General features: G+C 58.0%; 23 protein-coding genes and 1 pseudogene. 15 read left to right on the top strand and 9 right to left on the bottom strand.

Annotated elements, in window-relative coordinates; all coding sequences use genetic code 11:
• Positions 1 to 15: 15 nt before the first annotated feature.
• From bssS to grxB, 6 genes are all read right to left on the bottom strand, one after another.
• The gene (gene bssS, locus HA43_RS07930) at positions 16 to 270 is read right to left on the bottom strand and encodes a biofilm formation regulator BssS (protein ID WP_039383762.1); all 255 of its coding nucleotides are present in this window, start codon (positions 268 to 270) and stop codon (positions 16 to 18) included.
• A 283-nt stretch (positions 271 to 553) separates the two neighbouring features.
• Positions 554 to 823 carry a hypothetical protein gene (locus HA43_RS07935; protein WP_094111367.1) on the bottom strand — a complete coding sequence of 90 codons (270 nt, stop codon included), beginning with the start codon at positions 821 to 823 and terminating at the stop codon, positions 554 to 556.
• Positions 824 to 965: 142 nt separating this feature from the next.
• Complete coding sequence (gene dinI / locus HA43_RS07940; protein WP_039383767.1) at positions 966 to 1211, bottom strand: DNA damage-inducible protein I; 246 nt, start codon at positions 1209 to 1211, stop codon at positions 966 to 968.
• Between the two features lie 68 nt (positions 1212 to 1279).
• Positions 1280 to 2326, bottom strand: a complete 1047-nt coding sequence (pyrC, locus tag HA43_RS07945; protein WP_039383769.1) for a dihydroorotase — start codon at positions 2324 to 2326, stop codon at positions 1280 to 1282.
• A gap of 147 nt (positions 2327 to 2473) precedes the next feature.
• Complete coding sequence (locus HA43_RS07950) at positions 2474 to 3037, bottom strand: lipoprotein (RefSeq protein WP_039383772.1); 564 nt, start codon at positions 3035 to 3037, stop codon at positions 2474 to 2476.
• A gap of 108 nt (positions 3038 to 3145) precedes the next feature.
• Complete coding sequence (gene grxB, locus HA43_RS07955; RefSeq protein ID WP_039383774.1) at positions 3146 to 3793, bottom strand: glutaredoxin 2; 648 nt, start codon at positions 3791 to 3793, stop codon at positions 3146 to 3148.
• Between the two features lie 194 nt (positions 3794 to 3987).
• On the opposite strand from grxB, the gene rimJ reads away from it, so the two are divergent.
• The 4 genes from rimJ (at position 3988) to murJ (ending at position 7814) form a co-directional block, all read left to right on the top strand.
• Positions 3988 to 4584: a ribosomal protein S5-alanine N-acetyltransferase gene (gene rimJ / locus HA43_RS07960; protein ID WP_039383776.1), complete on the top strand. Its 597-nt coding sequence runs from the start codon at positions 3988 to 3990 to the stop codon at positions 4582 to 4584.
• Between the two features lie 14 nt (positions 4585 to 4598).
• On the top strand, positions 4599 to 5234 hold the full coding sequence (locus HA43_RS07965; protein WP_094111368.1) for a YceH family protein: 636 nt from the start codon (positions 4599 to 4601) through the stop codon (positions 5232 to 5234).
• A gap of 1 nt (position 5235) precedes the next feature.
• Complete coding sequence (locus HA43_RS07970; RefSeq protein WP_094111369.1) at positions 5236 to 6156, top strand: Gfo/Idh/MocA family protein; 921 nt, start codon at positions 5236 to 5238, stop codon at positions 6154 to 6156.
• Positions 6157 to 6275: 119 nt separating this feature from the next.
• Positions 6276 to 7814: a murein biosynthesis integral membrane protein MurJ gene (gene murJ, locus HA43_RS07975; RefSeq protein WP_039385797.1), complete on the top strand. Its 1539-nt coding sequence runs from the start codon at positions 6276 to 6278 to the stop codon at positions 7812 to 7814.
• Between the two features lie 47 nt (positions 7815 to 7861).
• Here murJ and flgN read toward each other — a convergent pair whose 3' ends face one another.
• From flgN to flgA, 3 genes are all read right to left on the bottom strand, one after another.
• Entirely contained in the window at positions 7862 to 8293 is a 432-nt protein-coding gene (gene flgN, locus HA43_RS07980) for a flagellar export chaperone FlgN (RefSeq protein ID WP_094111370.1), read from the bottom strand.
• Between the two features lie 5 nt (positions 8294 to 8298).
• On the bottom strand, positions 8299 to 8604 hold the full coding sequence (gene flgM, locus HA43_RS07985) for a flagellar biosynthesis anti-sigma factor FlgM (RefSeq protein ID WP_039383785.1): 306 nt from the start codon (positions 8602 to 8604) through the stop codon (positions 8299 to 8301).
• A 103-nt stretch (positions 8605 to 8707) separates the two neighbouring features.
• Entirely contained in the window at positions 8708 to 9367 is a 660-nt protein-coding gene (gene flgA / locus HA43_RS07990; protein ID WP_094111371.1) for a flagellar basal body P-ring formation chaperone FlgA, read from the bottom strand.
• A 152-nt stretch (positions 9368 to 9519) separates the two neighbouring features.
• On the opposite strand from flgA, the gene flgB reads away from it, so the two are divergent.
• The 11 genes and pseudogenes from flgB to flgL all read left to right on the top strand — a co-directional run bounded on the left by flgB (position 9520) and on the right by flgL (position 19403).
• Positions 9520 to 9933, top strand: coding sequence for a flagellar basal body rod protein FlgB (gene flgB, locus HA43_RS07995; RefSeq protein WP_039383791.1), 414 nt, complete (start codon positions 9520 to 9522; stop codon positions 9931 to 9933).
• 2 nt (positions 9934 to 9935) lie between these two features.
• Positions 9936 to 10340: a flagellar basal body rod protein FlgC gene (flgC, locus tag HA43_RS08000; protein ID WP_039383794.1), complete on the top strand. Its 405-nt coding sequence runs from the start codon at positions 9936 to 9938 to the stop codon at positions 10338 to 10340.
• A gap of 12 nt (positions 10341 to 10352) precedes the next feature.
• The gene (gene flgD, locus HA43_RS08005) at positions 10353 to 11024 is read left to right on the top strand and encodes a flagellar hook assembly protein FlgD (RefSeq protein ID WP_071668728.1); all 672 of its coding nucleotides are present in this window, start codon (positions 10353 to 10355) and stop codon (positions 11022 to 11024) included.
• 25 nt (positions 11025 to 11049) lie between these two features.
• Positions 11050 to 12251, top strand: a pseudogene (flgE, locus tag HA43_RS08010) (flagellar hook protein FlgE).
• Positions 12252 to 12271: 20 nt separating this feature from the next.
• Complete coding sequence (locus tag HA43_RS08015) at positions 12272 to 13030, top strand: flagellar basal body rod protein FlgF (protein WP_039383802.1); 759 nt, start codon at positions 12272 to 12274, stop codon at positions 13028 to 13030.
• Between the two features lie 17 nt (positions 13031 to 13047).
• Complete coding sequence (gene flgG / locus HA43_RS08020) at positions 13048 to 13830, top strand: flagellar basal-body rod protein FlgG (protein ID WP_039383803.1); 783 nt, start codon at positions 13048 to 13050, stop codon at positions 13828 to 13830.
• Positions 13831 to 13891: 61 nt separating this feature from the next.
• Positions 13892 to 14602, top strand: a complete 711-nt coding sequence (locus HA43_RS08025) for a flagellar basal body L-ring protein FlgH (RefSeq protein WP_039383804.1) — start codon at positions 13892 to 13894, stop codon at positions 14600 to 14602.
• Positions 14603 to 14671: 69 nt separating this feature from the next.
• The gene (locus HA43_RS08030) at positions 14672 to 15721 is read left to right on the top strand and encodes a flagellar basal body P-ring protein FlgI (protein WP_233207422.1); all 1050 of its coding nucleotides are present in this window, start codon (positions 14672 to 14674) and stop codon (positions 15719 to 15721) included.
• Positions 15721 to 16668: a flagellar assembly peptidoglycan hydrolase FlgJ gene (flgJ, locus tag HA43_RS08035; protein ID WP_071668730.1), complete on the top strand. Its 948-nt coding sequence runs from the start codon at positions 15721 to 15723 to the stop codon at positions 16666 to 16668. The genes HA43_RS08030 and flgJ overlap by 1 nt, the downstream gene beginning before the upstream one ends.
• 120 nt (positions 16669 to 16788) lie before the next feature.
• Positions 16789 to 18423, top strand: coding sequence for a flagellar hook-associated protein FlgK (gene flgK, locus HA43_RS08040; RefSeq protein WP_039383813.1), 1635 nt, complete (start codon positions 16789 to 16791; stop codon positions 18421 to 18423).
• Between the two features lie 17 nt (positions 18424 to 18440).
• Positions 18441 to 19403: a flagellar hook-associated protein FlgL gene (gene flgL / locus HA43_RS08045; protein ID WP_039383815.1), complete on the top strand. Its 963-nt coding sequence runs from the start codon at positions 18441 to 18443 to the stop codon at positions 19401 to 19403.
• The last annotated feature ends 57 nt before the right edge of the window (positions 19404 to 19460 follow it).

Raw genomic sequence — 19460 nt, forward strand, 5'->3', positions numbered from 1 at the left:
GCGCAACAGGAACGGTCAGTGCTTGCGACTATCGCGCAGGTTTTGCTCAGTAGATTCTATTTTAGCAATGCCAGCTTCCAGTATGGAGATAAACTGTCTGGCAACGTCAGTGGTTAACCAGTAGGTCAAACCGACGTCAGCTTCTTCTTCTTTTTGATCCTGCGAGGAGAGCGAGTGCAGGCGTATCATCATAGCGTCATAGCTGTCAACGGTGCTGATGTCCCATCCAATCAGGGGATGAGTCTGGATGACGTCTTTATTACTGTCCATTATAACCTCCTTATTACTCGTTAAACGAAGTGCTTCTTGAGGTTCAATGCGGCTGCTACATGCACTAGCGAGCTAATTATAACATGAAATAGCGGTCAGACAGGTCAATAGTAATGAAATGCGGCTATATGACTGCGAAATGCACCAGAAAATGCTGTAAAAGCGCCGGAAGATAACGGGCTGGTTTCCTGCTACAGACGTAACCAGCCCGGCAACATTACCTGTTTTATCGGCGAAAGCGACAGAAACTTCAGCGGAACATGCCGGACTCAGTCGCGGAATATCAGGGCTGCGCTTCAGCAGAGAGCGGATCTGTGCGCTGCCGGAGCGTCTTCGCCAGGCGGAAAAATTGCTGCTGCAGCGAGGCATCGTGCTGCTGGTTCTGCGCTTCCTGCGTCAGGTTATGGGCAAGCAGCTGGACTGCGGGCGCATCGAGCGAAAGCGTCAGACTGGTAAAGGCAGTTTCAAGGACGGTTAAACGGCGCTGCTGCTCGGCAATGAGCGCCAGCAGTTCACCAAAGGTCATCGCCTCTTCGGGTTTATCTGTGATCATCGGTCAAACACCTCCTGTAAGCATGGCGAGGCAAGAATAGGGGATCGATAAACCTGAGTCTAGATGGCGGCTGTTTTTCTGGCGAGGGGAAATGAAACAAAAAAAGCCGGGGCGAAACCCGGCAAAAACGGCACATTGGCGGTTAATCGTGAGTAAACCAGTCGTCGGCGCTTTCCCAGGTTTCCTGCAGGAGATCGGTAATGCGGTCGCGTGAAGTTTTACAGCCGCCGGTCACGCTCAGCTGATTCCCGGTGGCATAGCGCACATTAACGTGGTGCTCGCCTTCAGGAAAATCGTGTGCAATACGACGGGAAAGCTCCGCGCTAAGCGCATCGAGTGCACCTGCGGGCAGCGGGCGGTTTTTCGCTACGGTAATATCGATACGCATAGACGCCTCCGGTTTAATATACTGGTTATTTGTACAGTATATTAATGCCGAAGGCAAGCAGTTATCGCTTATTCTTTAATGCGCCAGTTCAGCGTTTCGCCGGCAAGAAACGGCACCAGCGTATCGTCGCCTGCGGTGACGCTTTCAGCCACCTGCCAAGGTTCGCGGACCAGCGTCAGCGTTCCCTCGTTAAGCGGCAGGCCGTAAAAATTCGGACCGTTTTCTGAGCAGAACGCTTCAAAGTGCTGCAGGGCGTTAAGCTCTTCAAACACGGTAAGGTAGGCAGGCAGAGAGGTCGGCGCGTTGAAGACGCCCGCACAGCCGCAGCTTGCTTCTTTGGCATGCCGCAGGTGGGGCGCAGTATCGGTGCCAAGGAAAACGCGCGGATGGCCGCTGGCTACCAGCTGACGCAGCGCCTGCTGATGTGTGTTGCGCTTCAGAACAGGCAGGCAATAAAGATGAGGACGGATCCCGCCCACCAGCATATGGTTACGGTTAAACATCAGATGCTGCGGCGTAATGGTTGCGCCCAGCAGCGCATTGCCCTCAGCCACATAGTCAGCGGCCTCTTTTGTGGTGATGTGCTCCATGACTACTTTCAGGCCGGGAAACTGCTGGCGCAGCGGATGCAGTACGGTCTCAATAAAGCGCGCTTCGCGATCAAAAATATCAATGTGGGAATCAGTGACTTCACCATGCACCAGCATCGGCATACCAATCTGCTGCATGCGATCCAGCACCGCAGCAATCGCCGAGGTGTTTGTTACGCCGTGGCTTGAGTTAGTGGTAGCGTGTGCCGGATAGAGCTTGGCAGCGGTGAATACGCCCGCGCGAAACCCCGCTTCAATCTCATCGGGTTCGAGTGAATCGGTCAGATAGCAGGTCATCAGCGGCGTAAAATTGTGCGCAGCGGGCAGGGCGGCAAGAATGCGCGCGCGATACTCACGGGCCGCCGCCACGCTGGTGACCGGCGGCACCAGATTTGGCATGACAATCGCCCGGCCATTCACGGCGCTGGTATAGGGCAGTACGCTTTCAAGCATCACGCCGTCGCGCAGGTGGATATGCCAGTCATCAGGGCGGCGAATGGTGATGTGCTGAGGTTGAGAGGTCATGGTCAGGCTCCGGCTTAAGTGAAAACAGAATGGCGCATTCAGGCCGGGGCGATATCTTAAGCGGGCAGGCAACCGTTTGCACGGCTTTTTATCGCCGGAAAGCGATGACCCGTGCGGCCAGATAAACGCTGGCCGCACGGGACGGTATCAGTCGGTGAAAGGGATCACCAGCTGACCCGGTTTGACTTCCAGTCCTTTCGCCAGCTTTTTCGCCAGCGCTTCGCCTTTACTGCGGTCAGCGCTCAGCAGGTAGGCGGGCCGTTCATTGAAATAGTGCTGCAGGGACTGATTGAGATAGGGGGTCAGCGTTTTCACAATCGACGCCATTTTTTCCGGTACGACCTGCGCATCAACAATCGACAGGTTGTGCAGATAGATAGCGCCTTCCTGCGCGTTATAAACCGGCTGTGCCTTCATTTTCAGCAGCATCTCAGCCTGCTGCGGACCAAACAGTGAGGTGACATCAATTTTCGCTTTACCGGAGAGGGTGACGCGGTCAGGTTCTTCACGTCCGATTTCACTGCTGAGATCGCTGAGTACGATATGCGCATTGATAAGGCCGGATACGCCGATCTCTTTTTCAAAATTGTTGCGCTTTTGCAGCGCCTGGTTCACTTCCTGTTCCGTGATGGTGTATTGCGTCAACTGATTACAGCCGCTGAGCAGCAGCATGCCGAACAGCGCCGCGATCCCATAAAATTTCTTTTTCATTGCATCCTCGTTCCGGTGTGGCAAACAGCGCTAAGCCTGCCTGAATCGGCGCAAGGTGTCATCAGATAAGATGAGAAACCCGCGAACGGGTTCCTCCCGGTTTAACATTCAGGCGGCGATAGAAGAGAGCAGATTAACCTGCGTCTGTTTCGCCATGTTATCGCGGTAATCGGTGACGCGGCTTGGCCAGTCGATGCCGGACACCAGCGTCAGTGAGCGCAGCAGCGGGAAGAGGTTGATATCATCCTCGGACAGCTCGCCGTTAACGGCGTTAGGCTTCACAATCAGCCGATCCAGCTGGCGCAGATCGTCACTGATCTTCTTGATCAGGCCAGGCGCATGTTTACGCAGCTCGGTGAAATCACCGAGGCTCGCCTCTTTTTTATCGTGAAAATAGCGTCGCGCTTCCGGGGTGGCAAATTCAGCAAAAGCAGCATCGGCGATACGCGGGATTAAAAGCTTATTGATATAGCCGTTGACGTGGCGCAGCCAGTCGGCGATAGCGGGATTGGTTCTGCCGGTCAGCAGCGGTTCGCCATCCTGTTTGTCTACCCAATGCACAATATCCATGCTCTCCGGCATGGCGCTGCCGTCCGCTTTTTGCAATACCGGCGCCATTTTCTGGCCGATTAATTTTACCGGCGTCGCCTCGTCATCATTGAGCATAACCACCAGTTCTACCGGCAGATTCTTTAAGCCAAAAATCATGCGCGCTTTGACGCAGAAGGGGCAGTGATCGTAGATGTAAAGTTTCATCCCGTTTCTCCTGTGGTTTTCCGGGTGAGGGATTCACCCTTTTTCCGATCCTGCCGGAAGTATGGAAGAGAACCGTGGAAGGGGCAAACCCTGCCCCTGTTCAGCAACGTTGTGTCGCAGCCTGTGGGGCGGTTATAGTGAAGAAAACGCCAGCGGCGTTCCGCTCTCTTTCGCTAAGGATTTCAGGAGATTCGATGTTTGGCTATCGCTCTGCAGGCCCGCGCGTGCGGCTTACGACCGATCGTCTGGTGGTGCGTCTGGTGCATGAACGCGACGCCTGGCGGCTGGCAGACTATTACGCAGAAAACCGCGCGTTCCTCAAACCGTGGGAGCCGGTGCGCGATGACAGCCACTGCTATCCCTCCGGCTGGCAGGCGCGGCTCGGCCTGATTGGCGATCTGCATAAGCAGGGCTCAGCTTTCTATTTTGTGCTGATGGACCCCGATGAACATGAGATCCGCGGCGTGGCAAATTTCAGCAACGTGCTGCGTGGCTCCTTTCACGCCTGCTATCTCGGCTATTCGCTGGGCGAAAAGTGGCAGGGGCAGGGCATGATGTTTGAAGCGCTGCAGTCGGCTATTCGCTATATGCAGCGACAGCAGCGCATGCACCGCATTATGGCTAACTATATGCCGCACAATCAGCGCAGCGGCGATCTGCTGGCACGGCTCGGCTTCGAGCAGGAAGGCTATGCAAAAAACTATCTGCTTATTGATGGCTGCTGGCAGGATCACGTACTGACGGCGCTGACCTGGCACGCGTGGACGCCGGATAAGCGCACTCAATTTTAAAAGGAAACGGATCCATGAAAATCGCGCTCTCTTCCCAGGCGCTACGCGTGCTGGGTGCGCTGCTGGAAAAGCAGATCGCTACGCCTGAATATTACCCTCTGTCGCTGAACGGTGTGGTAGCCGCCTGTAATCAGAAATCGAACCGCGAGCCGGTTATGACGCTCAGCGAAGAGGAGGTGCAGGCGCAGCTGGATGAGCTGGTTAAAAAGCACCTGGTCACCGCCAGCAGCGGCGCCAGCCAGCGAGTCAGCAAATATGCGCAGCGCTTCTGTAACTCTGCGTTTGGTCAGCTGCAGCTCAGCGCCGCCGAAGTCGCGGTGATGACCCTGCTGCTGCTGCGCGGGGCGCAAACGCCAGGCGAGCTGCGTACCCGCAGCGGCAGGCTGTATGAGTTCAGCGATGTCAGTGAGACCGAACAGACGCTGGAGGGGCTGATGAGCCGGCAGGAGGGACCGCTGGTGGCAAAAATGGCGCGTGAGCCGGGCCGCCGCGAAAGCCGCTACCGGCACCTGCTGGCCGCAGAGGAGACGACCTGCTCGCCGTCTCCCGCCGCCGGTGAAGCGGAGCTTAGCGATCGGGTTGCCGCGCTGGAGCAGCAGGTGGCTGAACTGCAGATGCAGCTGACTCAGCTGCTGGCACAGGAGCATTAAGATGACGCTGCGAATTGGTATTGCCGGTTTAGGCGGGATTGCGCAGAAAGCCTGGCTGCCGGTGCTCTCGCAGGCAGAAAGCTGGCAGCTGGTGGGGGCGTTTTCACCCAATCAGGTTAAGGCGGAGGCGGTATGCGCCCGCTATCGTATTCCCTGTTTTGACCGGCTTGACGCCCTGGCCGCCGCCTGCGACGCCGTGTTCGTGCACAGCAGCACCGCCTCACATTTTGAAGTGGTTCAGGCCCTGCTGCTGGCGGGCAAAGATGTCTGCGTGGATAAGCCGCTGGCAGAGACGCTGCAGCAGGCTGAAGCGCTGGTCGCGCTGGCGGAAAAACGGCAGCGCAAACTCATGGTGGCGTTTAACCGGCGCTTTGCCCCGCGCTATCAGCAGCTGAAGCAGGAAATGCCGCGCGCCGCCTCGCTGCGGATTGAAAAGCATCGCATGGACAGCGTGGGTCCGCAGGGGCTGCGCTTTACGCTGCTGGATGATTATCTGCACGTGGTGGATACCGCCCTGTGGCTGGCGGGGGGCAAACTGCAGCCGGGTGATGGCCATATCCGGACCACAGATGAAGGCGCACTGCTCTACGCAGAGCACCATTTCAGCGCCGGCGGGCTTCAGGTCTCTACCAGTATGCACCGGCGCGCCGGCACGCAGCGGGAGGTGGTCACCGCGGTCTGCGACGGAGACTACTACCAGATTGAGGAGATGCGCGACTGGCAGCAGGAGAACAGCCGCGGGCTGCTGCGTGAGGTGCCGCCTGCGTGGCAAAGCCATCTGACGCAGCGCGGTTTTACCGGCGCGGCGCATCACTTTATCCGCTGCGTGGAAAATCAGACTATGCCTGAAACCAGCGGCGAGCAGGCGCTGGTGGCGCAGCGTCTGACAGAAAAACTGATCCGCGAGGTGGAGCGGGAATAACGCCTTGTAACACTCGGTACTGGTCATTTGCCGCGACCTCAGTAGACTAACGCCGGGCATCGCGGATGCCCGTGCTGCATGGCGCTTTTTCCCGACTTTTTCAGGACGCACCCTTCATTATGAATTTGCTAAAATCGCTGGCTGCGGTCAGTTCGATGACCCTGTTTTCCCGCGTGCTGGGCTTTGCCCGCGATGCCATTGTGGCGCGCGTATTTGGCGCCGGAATGGCGACGGATGCGTTTTTTGTAGCGTTTAAGCTGCCCAACCTGCTGCGCCGGATTTTTGCCGAGGGCGCGTTCTCGCAGGCGTTTGTCCCGATTCTGGCGGAGTACAAAGCGAAGCAGGGTGAAGAGGCGACGCAGGTCTTTGTGGCGTATGTGTCAGGCCTGCTGACGCTGGCGCTGGCTGTGGTGACGGTACTGGGCATGCTCGCCGCGCCCTGGGTGATTATGATCACGGCCCCTGGCTTTGCGGATACCGCCGATAAATTTGCCCTCACCAGCGCGCTGCTGCGGGTGACGTTCCCCTATATTATGCTGATCTCGCTGGCGTCGCTGGCGGGGGCGATCCTCAACACCTGGAATCGCTTTTCGGTTCCGGCGTTTGCGCCCACGCTGCTGAATATCAGCATGCTCGGCTTTGCGCTATTTGCCGCACCGCACTTTAATCCGCCAATTATGGCGCTGGCGTGGGCGGTGGTGGTAGGCGGCGTGCTGCAGCTTGGCTACCAGCTGCCGCACCTGAAGAAGATTGGTATGCTGGTGCTGCCGCGCATTAATCTGCGCGATGCCGGCGTCTGGCGCGTGATGCGCCAGATGGGACCGGCGATCCTCGGCGTATCGGTCAGCCAGATTTCCCTTATCATCAATACCATTTTCGCCTCCTTTCTGGTGTCAGGTTCCGTCTCCTGGATGTACTACGCTGACCGCCTGATGGAGTTTCCCTCTGGCGTGCTGGGCGTGGCGCTGGGGACCATTCTGCTGCCGTCGCTGGCGAAGAGCTTCTCCAGCGGCAACCAGGCTGAGTATTCGCGGCTGATGGACTGGGGATTACGCCTCTGTTTTCTGCTGGCGCTGCCCTGCGCGGTGGCGCTGGGCATTCTGGCCGGACCGCTGACGGTGGCGCTGTTTCAGTACGGGAAATTTACCGCGTTTGATGCGGCAATGACGCAGCGCGCGCTGATCGCCTATTCCGTCGGCCTGATGGGGCTGATTGTGGTCAAGGTGCTGGCGCCAGGATTTTACTCGCGGCAGGATATTAAAACGCCGGTGAAGATAGCGATAGTGACGCTGATTATGACGCAGCTGATGAATCTGGCGTTTATCGGTCCGCTGAAACATGCGGGGCTGTCGCTGTCGATTGGGCTGGCGGCCTGCCTCAACGCCGCGCTGCTCTACTGGCAGCTGCGCAAACAGGATATTTTTCAGCCACAGCCAGGCTGGATGGGTTTCTTATTACGCCTGTTTATCGCGGTTGCGGTCATGGCCGCCGCGCTGCTGGGGATGCTGCAGGTGATGCCTGCCTGGGAAGAGGGCGAGATGGCCTGGCGGCTGGTGCGCCTGGCGGCGGTCTGTGCCGTCGGCGGGGGAGCCTATTTTGTGGTGCTTGGCGCGCTCGGGTTCCGGCCGCGCGATTTTGCCCGCCGCACCGTTGCCTGAGTGCGCATTGCCAGGGCAGCCCGGCTGCCCTGGTCGCGGCTGAGGCCTCAGCCTTTGCTGCGCAGCATGGCCTGACCCAGTCCGCGTCCGTCCGGGCCATAAAAGGCCTGGGTCTGATGCGGCTTCAGCACCTGCAGCGCATCGCGGGTAAACGCGACCTGATGCTGCAGTAGCAGTCCGTTATGCTGATTGGCGTCGCGCAGCTGCTGCGTGACGCGCGCGATAGTGGCCCAGCGCCGGGCGATATCCTGCTGACCGCGATAGGGCGCCTCTATACCGAGCGTTTTCTCCGTATTATGGCGCATCTCATCCAGATAATTTAAGGTTGTCAGCAGCGCGGCTTTATCTTCAGTAATGCGCTGCAGCAGGTTGCCGTTAACCTGACCGGCTGCGAGCTGCTGCTGCTCTTCCTCAATGATTTGAGTCAGTGAAGCCAGTACATCCTGCATTTTATCCAGGGTGGTCAGCAGATTATCCATCGGGATCAGTAGCCTTCTAAATATTTCCGGGTATCGGCAATTAATGCATCCGCAATTTTGCCGGTATCCATTTTCAGATCGCCATTGCGGATGGCGGTTTTTAACTGCTCAACGCGAGCGGTATTAATATCGCGACTGCTGGGCTCCAGCAGCTGTGCCTGACTTGAGCTCAGACTGACTTCGGCACTCTTTTCGCTGGCGGCAGGGGCGGCCGGCGCGGAGTTCTGACGGATTCTGCCTGCGTTGTCGCTGGCGTCACGGGGTTGTACCGTGCTGACCGGTTTTGACGGTTCGGTTTTGTCGACGTTCATGGCTTGGCTCCTGTAAGTACAGTGGAATGCGCCCACTGAATCGGCATAGGGTTATATTTTAGCTGTTATCTCTATCGGCTGAACACCTCTGTTCTTTAGCGCTTTAGAGTGATATCAGAATATTCCCATCCTCGCCGACGCGACCGCTTACCACCTGACCATTTCCCATACGTACCCGCACCGTCTGCGCGACGCCGGCATTGCTCAGCGCGCGGCCTTCGCTGCTGGCATTAAAGCCGTCGCCGCTCGCCGTGACCATCACCGACTGACCGGTTTTAACCCGCCACGGCTGGCGCAGCATCGAAGCCGTAACCGGCTGCCCGGGCGGTATATCCCGCAGGGCAATCGCCTCTGCGAGATGCGTGCCGTCAACCAGCGCGCGAGCCGGCAGCGTATCGAGCCGGCCCGTTTCCGTTCTGAAATCAGCCGCGCTGACGGCAGTGCCGCGCGTGAGCTGGTGATTCGCGACCAGATAGTCACCGGTCACCTGCACCTGCACCTGCAGATAGCGGCGATTTTGTCCGCAGCTGGCGGCGATGCTCAGATTACCCCACTGACGGCTGTTACCGGGCAGCTGCAGCTGCGGCGTCTCACAGGCGGGCCACTGTGCGGATGGGGTACGAACAATAACCACCATGCCAGCGGCGTGCTGCGGATCGCGCGCTTTAAAATAGGATGTCAGCTGCGCGTTCAGATCGGCCGCATAGCCTGGCAGCGCCAGCAGCAGTACCGCCAGAAACAGCCCTTGTGTTGCTCTGCGCATAACGCCTCCCACTGAAAGTTGCTGATGAGTCTACCCGCTGCAAAAAAAAATCAAGGGTAAAAATAGCCGTGGTTTTTGCTGTTATTCAGACGATCGCCCTTGCAATCCCCCGATTAAGCTGTCAGCTCAAAATTTTCATTCGCGGAGGAAGCATGCTCGACAAACTCGATGCCGCACTGCGATTCGGTACCGAAGCGTTAAACCTGCGTGCACAGCGTCAGGAGATTCTGGCGTCAAATATCGCTAATGCGGATACCCCCGGGTATCAGGCGCGCGATATCGACTTTGCCAGCCAGCTGAACAAAGTGATGCAGAACGGCCGCGCGCAGGGCAGCGGTCTGGCGCTGAATGTGACCTCATCGCGCCATATTGAAGCACAAACGCAGGCGCAGCCCGCGATGGATCTGCTGTATCGCATTCCCGACCAGCCCGCTGCAGATGGCAACACGGTCGATATGGATCGCGAGCGTACGCAGTTCGCCGATAACAGCCTGAAGTATCAAACCGATCTCACCCTCATCAGCAGCCAGATTAAAGGCATGATGAGCGTACTGCAGGGGCAATAAGCATGGCATTGCTGAATATATTTGATATCGCCGGCTCGGCGATGACCGCGCAGTCGCAGCGGCTTAACGTCAGCGCCAGTAACCTGGCCAACGCCGACAGCGTAACCGGACCGGATGGACAGCCCTACGTGGCGAAGCAGGTGATTTTCCAGACCAATGCCGCCCAGGGCGCGGCCACCGGCGGCGTCAAAGTGGCGGGCGTGGTCAACGATCCCACGCCCGCAAAACTGGTCTATGACCCAGGCAATCCGATGGCCGATCAGAAAGGCTACGTCAAAATGCCCAATGTGGATGTGGTCGCTGAAACGGTCAACACCATGTCTGCGTCGCGCAGCTATCAGGCCAACGTCGAAGTCCTGAACACAGTGAAGTCGATGATGATGAAAACGCTCACCATCGGGCAGTAACGGAGAGATACGATGAGCTTAACCGTAGGCATTAAAGACAATCTCGACCCGACGATCCTGAGTTCCGGCTCGGCCGGCACCGGTAACAGCGCACAGGAGCTGCAGAACCAGTTTCTGAACATGCTGGTGACGCAGATGCAGAACCAGGATCCGACCAATCCGATGGATAACAGCCAGCTCACCACGCAGCTGGCGCAGATCAACACCCTGAGCGGGATTGAGAAGCTGAACACCACGCTGGGATCGATTTCCGGCCAGATCAGCACCAGCCAGTCACTGCAGAGCTCAACGCTGATTGGACATGGCGTGATGGTCAAAGGCGATCAGGTGCTGGTCGGTAAAGGCACCACGACGCCGTTTGGTGTGGAGCTGGGCACGGCGTCAACCGGCACCGGCGTGACCATCAAAGATGCCAACGGCAACGTGGTGCGTAACATCGATCTGGGCGGCCTGACCGCAGGGGTACACACCTTCTCCTGGGATGGCAAGCTCGATGACGGCAGCGTCGCGCCGGATGGCAAATATTCTGTAGCACTCGCCGCCAGCAATGGCAGCACACAGCTGGTGGCACAGCCGCTGAACTACGCCTATGTCAATGGCGTCAGCACCGTGAACAACACCGCGAAACTGGATCTCGGCACCATGGGCTCCGCGACCCTCGATGAAATTCGTCAGATTCTCTGACTAACCCCTTAGCAGGAGAGATTACATGTCTTTTTCACAAGCGGTGAGCGGCCTGGGTGCTGCTTCCAGCAACCTTGATGTCATTGGTAACAACATCGCCAACTCCGCCACGGCGGGCTTTAAGTCGAGCACCATCGCCTTTGCCGATATGTTCGCAGGCTCTAACGTCGGTATGGGAACCAAAGTGGCGGCGGTGATCCAGAACTTCAATGACGGCACCACCACCTCAACCAGCCGCGGGCTGGATGTGGCGCTGAGCGGTAACGGCTTCTTCCGTATGACCGACGCCAGCGGCGGCGTGTTCTATTCACGCAACGGTCAGTTTACGCTGGATGAGAACCGTAACCTGGTGAACACCCAGGGGATGAAAGTGACCGGCTATCCGGCAAACGGCACCCCGCCAACCATCCAGAACGGTGCGAACCCGATTGCGCTGAGCATTCCCACCACGCAGATGTCAGCGCGCGCCACCAGCAGCGCGACGCTGGTGTCTAACCTGAACTCAACCGATGCGATCCCGACCGTCACGCCGTTTGATACCAGCAAAGTGGACAGCTATAACGCGAAAAGCACCGTGACCGTGTATGACTCGCAGGGTAACGATCACGCGCTGGATCTCTACTACGCCAAGAGCGCGGATAATACCTGGGCGGTGCACGCGATCGACTCTACCACCGGTAAAACCGCCGGTAACTTTACGATGACCTTTGACACCAGCGGCAAGCTGACCTCCGCTAACACCATCGGCCTGACCATTGACGGCTCTAACGGCGCCGCAGCGGGCCAGCCGATTGCACTGAGCGTGCTGGGCAGCCTGCAGCAGAACACCGGCGCGACTAACTTTGGTAACCCGACGCAGGATGGCTATGCGCCTGGCGACCTCACCGGTTACACCATTAACGATGACGGCACCATCAGCGGGACTTACTCCAACCGTAAAACCCAGCTGCTGGGTCAGATCGTGCTGGCGAGCTTCTCTAACCCGGAAGGCTGAAGTCAGAAGGGGATAACGTCTGGTCCGCCTCCAGCTCATCCGGGCAGGCGGCTATCGGTCTGGCCGGTACCGGCACCTACGGCAGCCTGACCTCTGGTGCGCTGGAAGCCTCCAACGTCGATCTGAGTAAAGAGCTGGTGAATATGATCGTGGCACAGCGTAACTACCAGGCGAATAGCCAGACCATTAAAACCCAGGATCAGATCCTTAACACCCTGGTTAACCTTCGTTAATACGCTAACGGGATTGCTTTATGGATCACGCAATATATACCGCGATGGGCGCGGCCAGTCAGACGATGGAGCAGCAGTCTGTTACCGCCAGCAACCTCGCCAATGCTTCGACACCGGGCTTCCGGGCGCAGCTGAATGCGCTGCGCGCGGTGCCGGTCAGCGGCTGGTCTCTGCCAACGCGCACGCTGGTAGCCGCCTCAACGCCGGGTGCCGATATGACGCAGGGTTCGCTCGACTACACCGAGCGTCCGCTGGATGTAGCGGTACAGCAGGATGGCTGGCTGGCCGTACGCACCGCGGATGGCAGTGAAGCCTATACCCGTAACGGGAATATGCAGATCAGTCCCACCGGTCAGCTGACCATTCAGGGCAATCCCGTCATGGGTGACGGCGGACCGATTGCGGTGCCGCAGGGTGCCCAGCTCACCATCGCGGCAGATGGCTCGATCACCGCACTCAATGCGGGCGATGCGCCTAACGCCACGGTTCAGCTCGGCCGGCTCAAGCTGGTGCGCGCCACCGGGCAGGAGCTGACGCGCGGTGACGACGGCATGTTTCGCCCCAGCGCGGCGACCCAGGCGCAGCGCGGTGCTGCGCTGGCTAACGACGCGACGGTGCAGGTGATGCCGGGCGTGCTGGAAGGCAGCAACGTCAAGCCGGTTGAAACCATGGTCGATATGATCGCCAACGCCCGACGGTTTGAGATGCAGATGAAAGTGATCTCAAACGTTGATGAAAACGAACAGCGCGCTAATCAGCTGCTCAATATGAGCAGCTAAGGCGTAAGGAAAACAGAATGATTCGTTCTTTATGGATCGCGAAAACCGGTCTTGACGCACAGCAAACCAATATGGACGTCATTGCCAACAACCTGGCAAACGTCAGCACCAACGGCTTTAAGCGTTCGCGCGCGGTCTTCGAAGATCTGATGTATCAGACGCTGCGTCAGCCTGGTGCGCAATCCTCTGAGCAGACTACGCTGCCGTCTGGTCTGCAGATCGGTACCGGTGTACGCCCGGTTACCACTGAGCGTCTGCATAACCAGGGCAACCTGTCGCAGACCAGCAACTCAAAAGATGTGGCGGTAAACGGACAGGGTTATTTTCAGGTGCAGATGCCGGATGGCACCTCTGCCTATACGCGTGATGGCTCTTTCCAGGTGGATCAGAATGGTCAGCTGGTGACCAACGCCGGGTTCCCGGTACAGCCGGGTATCACGATCCCGGCAAACGCCACCAGCATCACGATTGCCCGCGACGGTGTGGTTACGGTGACGCAGCAGGGGCAGGCGCAGCCCGCACAGGTGGGCCAGCTCACGCTGAGCACCTTTATGAACGATGCCGGTCTCGACAGCGTCGGCGAGAACCTCTATCAGGAGACGCAGGCGTCCGGCGCGCCTACTGAGAGCACGCCTGGTCAGAACGGCGCAGGCCTGCTCTATCAGGGATATGTGGAAACCTCAAACGTCAACGTGGCGGAAGAGCTGGTGACCATGATCCAGACGCAGCGCGCGTATGAAATTAACAGCAAGGCGATCAGTACCTCCGATCAGATGCTGCAGAAACTCACCCAGCTTTAAGGCCGGGATCGTTGGGCCACTCCGCTGGCCCGATTAAGAACATACAGAAGGTCAGAACTCCGTGGCGAAGCAAGCGATTCTCAAGCCTGGTCATTGGTTAGTAGCGACGCTGCTACTGACGCTCAACGGTTGTGCGCTGGTGCCGCGCACGCCACTGGTACAAGGGGTAACCACGGCAGAACCTACGCCGTCTGCGCCACCGGTGGTGAACGGCTCTATTTTTCAGGGCGTTGCGCCGCTGAACTACGGCTACCAGCCGCTGTTTGAGGATCGTCGTCCACGCAATATTGGTGACACGCTGACCATCACGCTGCAGGAGAACGTCAGCGCGAGCAAAAGCTCCTCCGCCAGCGCTAACCGCAATGGCAGCAACAGCTTTGGCGTAACCGGCGTGCCGACCGGGCTGGAAGGCCTGCTGGGCGCAGGCGGTGAGAAAGCCGCACTGAGCGCCGGCGGCAAAAATGATTTTGCAGGTAAAGGGGGCGCCACCGCCAACAACACCTTTACCGGTACCATCACCGTGACCGTGAATCAGGTGCTCTCTAACGGCAACCTGCGCGTCGTGGGTGAGAAACAGATTGAGATTAATCAGGGCACCGAATTTATTCGTTTCTCTGGCGTGGTCAATCCGCGCACCATCAGTGCCAGCAACGCCGTGCTCTCTACTCAGGTGGCCGATGCGCGCATTGAGTATGTAGGTAACGGTTATATCAATGAGGCGCAGACTATGGGCTGGTTCCAGCGCTTCTTCCTGAACATCTCGCCGATGTAAGAGGTCATGATGAAAAAAAGTATTTTGCTGCGCGCGGGTCTCGGTTTACTGCTCGCTGTCAGCAGTCTGATGGCGCAGGCAGATCGCATTCGCGATTTGACCAGCATCCAGGGCGTGCGCGAAAACCAGCTGATTGGCTATGGGCTGGTGGTGGGACTGGACGGTACCGGAGATCAGACCACCCAGACACCGTTCACCACCCAGACGGTCAGCAACATGCTCTCCCAGCTGGGGATCACCGTGCCGGCTGGCACCAATATGCAGCTGAAAAACGTGGCGGCAGTAATGGTGACAGCGAAGCTGCCTTCGTTTGCCCGTCAGGGACAGACGCTGGACGTCGTGGTCTCTTCGCTGGGTAACGCCAAAAGCCTGCGCGGCGGTACGCTGCTGATGACGCCGATGAAAGGGGTGGATAATCAGGTGTATGCGCTGGCGCAGGGAAATATTCTGGTTGGCGGCGCGGGCGCGTCGGCCGGCGGCAGCAGCGTACAGGTTAACCAGCTTAACGGCGGCCGTATTACCGGCGGTGCCACCGTTGAACGCGAGCTGCAGAGCAACTTTGGCAGCCAGAACACCATTAACCTGCAGCTGAATAATGAAGATTTCACCATGGCGCAGCGCATTGCGGATGCCATCAACAGCCGCGGCGTCGGGTCGGCACTGCCGCTGGATGCGCGCACCGTGCAGATCCGCGTCTCACCCAACAACAGCTCTCAGGTGCGGGCGCTGGCGGAGATCCAGAACATCGATGTCTCTGTGCCGCTGGAAGATGCCAAAGTGATCGTCAACTCACGCACCGGCACAGTGGTGATGAACCGGGAGGTTACGCTGAACACCTGTGCAGTGGCGCAGGGGAATCTGTCGGTGACGGTGAATCAGCAGCAGAACGTCAGTCAGCCTGATACGCCGCTGGCCGGCGGGCAGACGGTGGCGACAACGCAGACGCAGATCGATCTGCGGCAGAGCGGTGGCGCACTGCAGCGCGTCAACGCCAGCGCAAATCTGAACAATGTGGTGCGTGCCCTGAATGCGCTGGGTGCAACGCCGATAGAGCTGATGTCGATTCTGCAATCGATGGAGAGCGCAGGCTGTCTGCGCGCGAAGCTGGAAATCATCTGATGACCGATATGCAATCGCTGAACAATGCGGCGTATGACAGCCGCTCGCTGAACGAGCTGAAACGCCAGGCCGCTGCCGATCCCAAAGGAAAAGCGCTGCAGGTGGCGAAACAGGTAGAGGGCATGTTTGTGCAGATGATGCTGAAAAGCATGCGCGACGCGCTGCCGCAGGATGGCGCGCTGAGCAACGACCAGACGCGACTCTACACCTCGCTCTACGATCAGCAGATTGCGCAGGATATAGGCAAACGCGGACTGGGTCTGGCTGACACGATTGTCAAACAGATGCAGCCCGCGCAGGCACCGGATGAGCGGGCCGGCACGCTACCGATGAAGCTGGATAACAGCTTTATCTACAGCAGCAGCAACAGCGTGCCAATGCAGCTGGAACAGATTGTGCGCAAAGCGGTACCGCGTCTGCCGGTAACGCCTGCGAACCTGCCTTCTGACAGCAGTGAGTTTATCGCCCAGCTGGCGCAGCCGGCGAAACTCGCCAGCCAGCAGAGCGGTATACCGCACCACCTGATTCTGGCGCAGGCGGCGCTGGAGTCGGGCTGGGGTCAACGTCAGATCCTGACCCGCGACGGCAAGCCGAGCTATAACGTGTTTGGTATCAAGGCGAGCGGCGACTGGAAAGGCGAAACCACGGATATCATGACCACCGAGTATGAGGCGGGTGAGGCGAAGAAAGTGCGCGCCAGCTTCCGCGTCTATGGCTCCTACCTGGAGGCGCTGACCGACTATGTGCGCCTGCTGTCGAAAAATCCGCGCTATGCGGCGGTCACCAGCGCGCCGAGTGCTGAACAGGGCGCGCGCGCGCTGCAGGCGGCGGGTTACGCTACCGATCCGAAATATGCGCAAAAACTGGTGGGAATGATTCAGCAATTCAAAAACATGGGCGAAAAAGTCGTAAAAGCTTACGGCCAGGATATCACCGATCTGTTCTGACGTCTTAGCCTCAAGTTTCCCTTAAGCACGCCGATAACCTTCATATGTTGCGGGCGCCTGCCGTCCGCACAACTGCACTGATGACTGCCAGCCCGGTTAACGGGAAAGAAAGGAACCGAGATGTCCAGTATAATTAACTCCGCAATGAGCGGGCTGAGCGCCGCACAGGCCGCATTAAGCACCACCAGTAACAACATCAGTAACTATACAGTGGCGGGCTACTCGCGGCAGACTATTCTGCTGTCGCAGGCTAACAGCACGCTGCAGGGCAACAGCTATTATGGCAACGGCGTGAATGTCAGCGGTGTACAGCGTGAGTATGATGAGTTCATCACGACGCAGCTGCGTGGCTCCAGCGCCAGCTACAGCGCGGTCAATACCCAGCATAATCAGATCTCCAATATCGACGATCTGCTCTCTACGTCTACCACCAGCCTCTCAACATCGATTCAGAGCTTTTTTACCAACGTACAGAACGTGGTCAGTAACGCCAACGATCCGTCAGCGCGTCAGTCGATGCTGAGTTATGCCCAGGGGCTGGTTAATCAGTTCCAGACCACGTCGCAATACCTTAATAACATGCAGACCAGCGTGAATACCGATATCGCTGCCAGCGTCGATCAGGTCAATACCTTTACGCGTCAGATTGCCGACCTCAATACGCAGATTGCAAAGCTCACCACCGGCGGTGGCGCTGCGCCTAACGATCTGCTGGATCAGCGCGATCAGCTGGTCAATAGTCTGAACAACGTGGTGGGCGTGAAAGTTGCGCAGCAGGATGGCAGCTATATCGTCTCAGCAGGCAATATCACCCTGGTTAACGGTCGTAATGCGACCAGCCTGGTGGCGATGCCTTCCGGCGCCGACTCTACGCGCCTTACCGTTGGCTACAGCGACAAACAGGCCGGTAACGTAGCGATCCCGGAAAAAACGCTGACCACCGGCTCGCTGGGTGGATTGCTGGCGTTTCGTACGCAGGATCTGGACGGCGCCCAGAACCAGCTGGGTCAGCTGGCCGCAGCGTTTACCACCGCATTTAACGACGTGCATCAGGGCGGTTTTGACAGCGAAGGCAATGCAGGAAAAGCGTTTTTTACTATCGGCAGTCCGGATGTGGTCAGCAACCTGAAAAACACCTCAACGGCATCGGTCAGCGCCAGCTGGAGTGACGCCAGCGCCCTGAAAGCGTCCAACTATACCGTTAGCTATGAGAGCGGCACCTGGTCCGTTACCCGTGCTGCCGATAACGTGCGTTTTGACGTAGCGCCGGCGGCCGACGGCACGCTGAATTTTGATGGTCTGCAGCTGACGGTCAGCGGCAGCGCGAAGAGCGGTGACAGTTTTCTGGTTAAGCCGGTACAGAACGTGATTGGCGGCATGTCGGTTGCCATCACCAGCGAGTCAGAGATCGCAGCAGCAGCAGCGAAAGGCAGCGGCGAAAGCGACAACCGCAACGCACAGAAGCTGCTCGATCTGCAGGACAGCAAGCTGGTTAACGGAAATGCAACGATTGCGCAGGCTTATGCCAGCCTTGTCAGTAGCGTAGGTAACAAAACCAACTCGCTGGAAACCGCCAGCACCACGCAGAAAAACGTGGTCACGCAGCTGAACAACCGGCAGCAGTCCGTCTCCGGCGTTAACCTTGATGAAGAGTACGCCAACCTGACGAAGTATCAGCAGTTTTATATGGCGAATGCGCAGGTATTGCAGACCGCCAGCGCGGTGTTTAATGCGCTGATGGGCATTCGCAGCTAAGCAGAGGAGAGAAGAAAGTGCGTCTTAGCTCAAGTATGATTTTTGACCAGCAGGTGCGCGGGATCACCGACTCGCAATCCTCCTGGCTGAAGGTAGGCCAGCAGCTGGCAACCGGGCTGCGGGTCAGTAATCCCTCTGACGATCCTATCGCAGCCTCACGCGCGGTGGTGCTGTCACAGTCGCAGGTAAAAAGCAGCCAGTATGCCACGGCACGCAGTTTTGCTAATCAGAGCCTCTCGATGGAAGAGAATGCGCTCTCCAGCGTGGTCAGTACCATACAGGATGCGCAGACCACCATCGTAAATGCCTCCACCGGCACCCTGAGTGATGAAGATCGTGGCTCCCTGGCTACGCAGCTGGAAGGGCTGCGCGCGCAGTTGCTGAACCAGGCAAACAGTCAGGATGGTAACGGGCGCTATATTTTTGCCGGCTATAAGACCGATGCGCCGCCGTTTAGCGATAGCAGCACCGGCGTGGCCTATGTGGGCGGGGATGAGCCGATTACGCAGAAAGTCGATGAAAGCCGCACCATGCAGGTGGGCAGCACCGGTAAGTCCGTGTTTATGGCGATCACCAGCAATGCAAAGCCAGAGCCCGATAACGGCACCAGCGAGACCAGCCTGTTCAGCATGCTCGACAGCGCAATTGCCGCGCTGAAAACGCCGCAGGATAACGCGGACGACGCCACAAAGCAGGCGTTTCAGGCCGCAATGGATAAAACCAACCGCGGGCTGAGCAACTCACTTAATAACGTGCTGACGGTACGTTCTGCTGTGGGGATCCAGATGGCTGAGGTGAGTGCGCTCAATCAGCAGGGTGACGATCGCAATACCATCATGACCACGCAGATGAGCGATCTGGTACAGGTTGACTACACCCAGGCGATCTCCAGCTACACCATGCAGCAGACAGCCCTGCAGGCGTCGTATAAAACCTTTAGCGATATGTCAAAGATGTCGCTGTTCCAGCTTAATTCGTAACTGACCTGACATTCAGCGTACTTAACCGGGTGCGCTTGTTTTTCCCATCGCCTTCGC

This window comes from Pantoea eucrina (assembly GCF_002095385.1).
GTDB classification, from domain to species: domain Bacteria; phylum Pseudomonadota; class Gammaproteobacteria; order Enterobacterales; family Enterobacteriaceae; genus Pantoea; species Pantoea eucrina.

Coding starts and splice junctions, on each gene's coding strand:
- pyrC (WP_039383769.1), bottom strand. CDS start 2,326: ATGACCTCTCAACCTCAGCACATCACCATTCGCCGCCCTGATGACTGG.
- HA43_RS07935 (WP_094111367.1), bottom strand. CDS start 823: ATGATCACAGATAAACCCGAAGAGGCGATGACCTTTGGTGAACTGCTG.
- dinI (WP_039383767.1), bottom strand. CDS start 1,211: ATGCGTATCGATATTACCGTAGCGAAAAACCGCCCGCTGCCCGCAGGT.
- rimJ (WP_039383776.1), top strand. CDS start 3,988: ATGTTTGGCTATCGCTCTGCAGGCCCGCGCGTGCGGCTTACGACCGAT.
- flgA (WP_094111371.1), bottom strand. CDS start 9,367: ATGCGCAGAGCAACACAAGGGCTGTTTCTGGCGGTACTGCTGCTGGCG.
- bssS (WP_039383762.1), bottom strand. CDS start 270: ATGGACAGTAATAAAGACGTCATCCAGACTCATCCCCTGATTGGATGG.
- flgC (WP_039383794.1), top strand. CDS start 9,936: ATGGCATTGCTGAATATATTTGATATCGCCGGCTCGGCGATGACCGCG.
- flgM (WP_039383785.1), bottom strand. CDS start 8,604: ATGAACGTCGACAAAACCGAACCGTCAAAACCGGTCAGCACGGTACAA.
- flgB (WP_039383791.1), top strand. CDS start 9,520: ATGCTCGACAAACTCGATGCCGCACTGCGATTCGGTACCGAAGCGTTA.
- flgD (WP_071668728.1), top strand. CDS start 10,353: ATGAGCTTAACCGTAGGCATTAAAGACAATCTCGACCCGACGATCCTG.
- flgJ (WP_071668730.1), top strand. CDS start 15,721: ATGACCGATATGCAATCGCTGAACAATGCGGCGTATGACAGCCGCTCG.
- flgN (WP_094111370.1), bottom strand. CDS start 8,293: ATGGATAATCTGCTGACCACCCTGGATAAAATGCAGGATGTACTGGCT.
- murJ (WP_039385797.1), top strand. CDS start 6,276: ATGAATTTGCTAAAATCGCTGGCTGCGGTCAGTTCGATGACCCTGTTT.
- HA43_RS08015 (WP_039383802.1), top strand. CDS start 12,272: ATGGATCACGCAATATATACCGCGATGGGCGCGGCCAGTCAGACGATG.
- HA43_RS07950 (WP_039383772.1), bottom strand. CDS start 3,037: ATGAAAAAGAAATTTTATGGGATCGCGGCGCTGTTCGGCATGCTGCTG.
- grxB (WP_039383774.1), bottom strand. CDS start 3,793: ATGAAACTTTACATCTACGATCACTGCCCCTTCTGCGTCAAAGCGCGC.
- flgK (WP_039383813.1), top strand. CDS start 16,789: ATGTCCAGTATAATTAACTCCGCAATGAGCGGGCTGAGCGCCGCACAG.
- HA43_RS07970 (WP_094111369.1), top strand. CDS start 5,236: ATGACGCTGCGAATTGGTATTGCCGGTTTAGGCGGGATTGCGCAGAAA.
- HA43_RS07965 (WP_094111368.1), top strand. CDS start 4,599: ATGAAAATCGCGCTCTCTTCCCAGGCGCTACGCGTGCTGGGTGCGCTG.
- flgG (WP_039383803.1), top strand. CDS start 13,048: ATGATTCGTTCTTTATGGATCGCGAAAACCGGTCTTGACGCACAGCAA.
- HA43_RS08030 (WP_233207422.1), top strand. CDS start 14,672: ATGGCGCAGGCAGATCGCATTCGCGATTTGACCAGCATCCAGGGCGTG.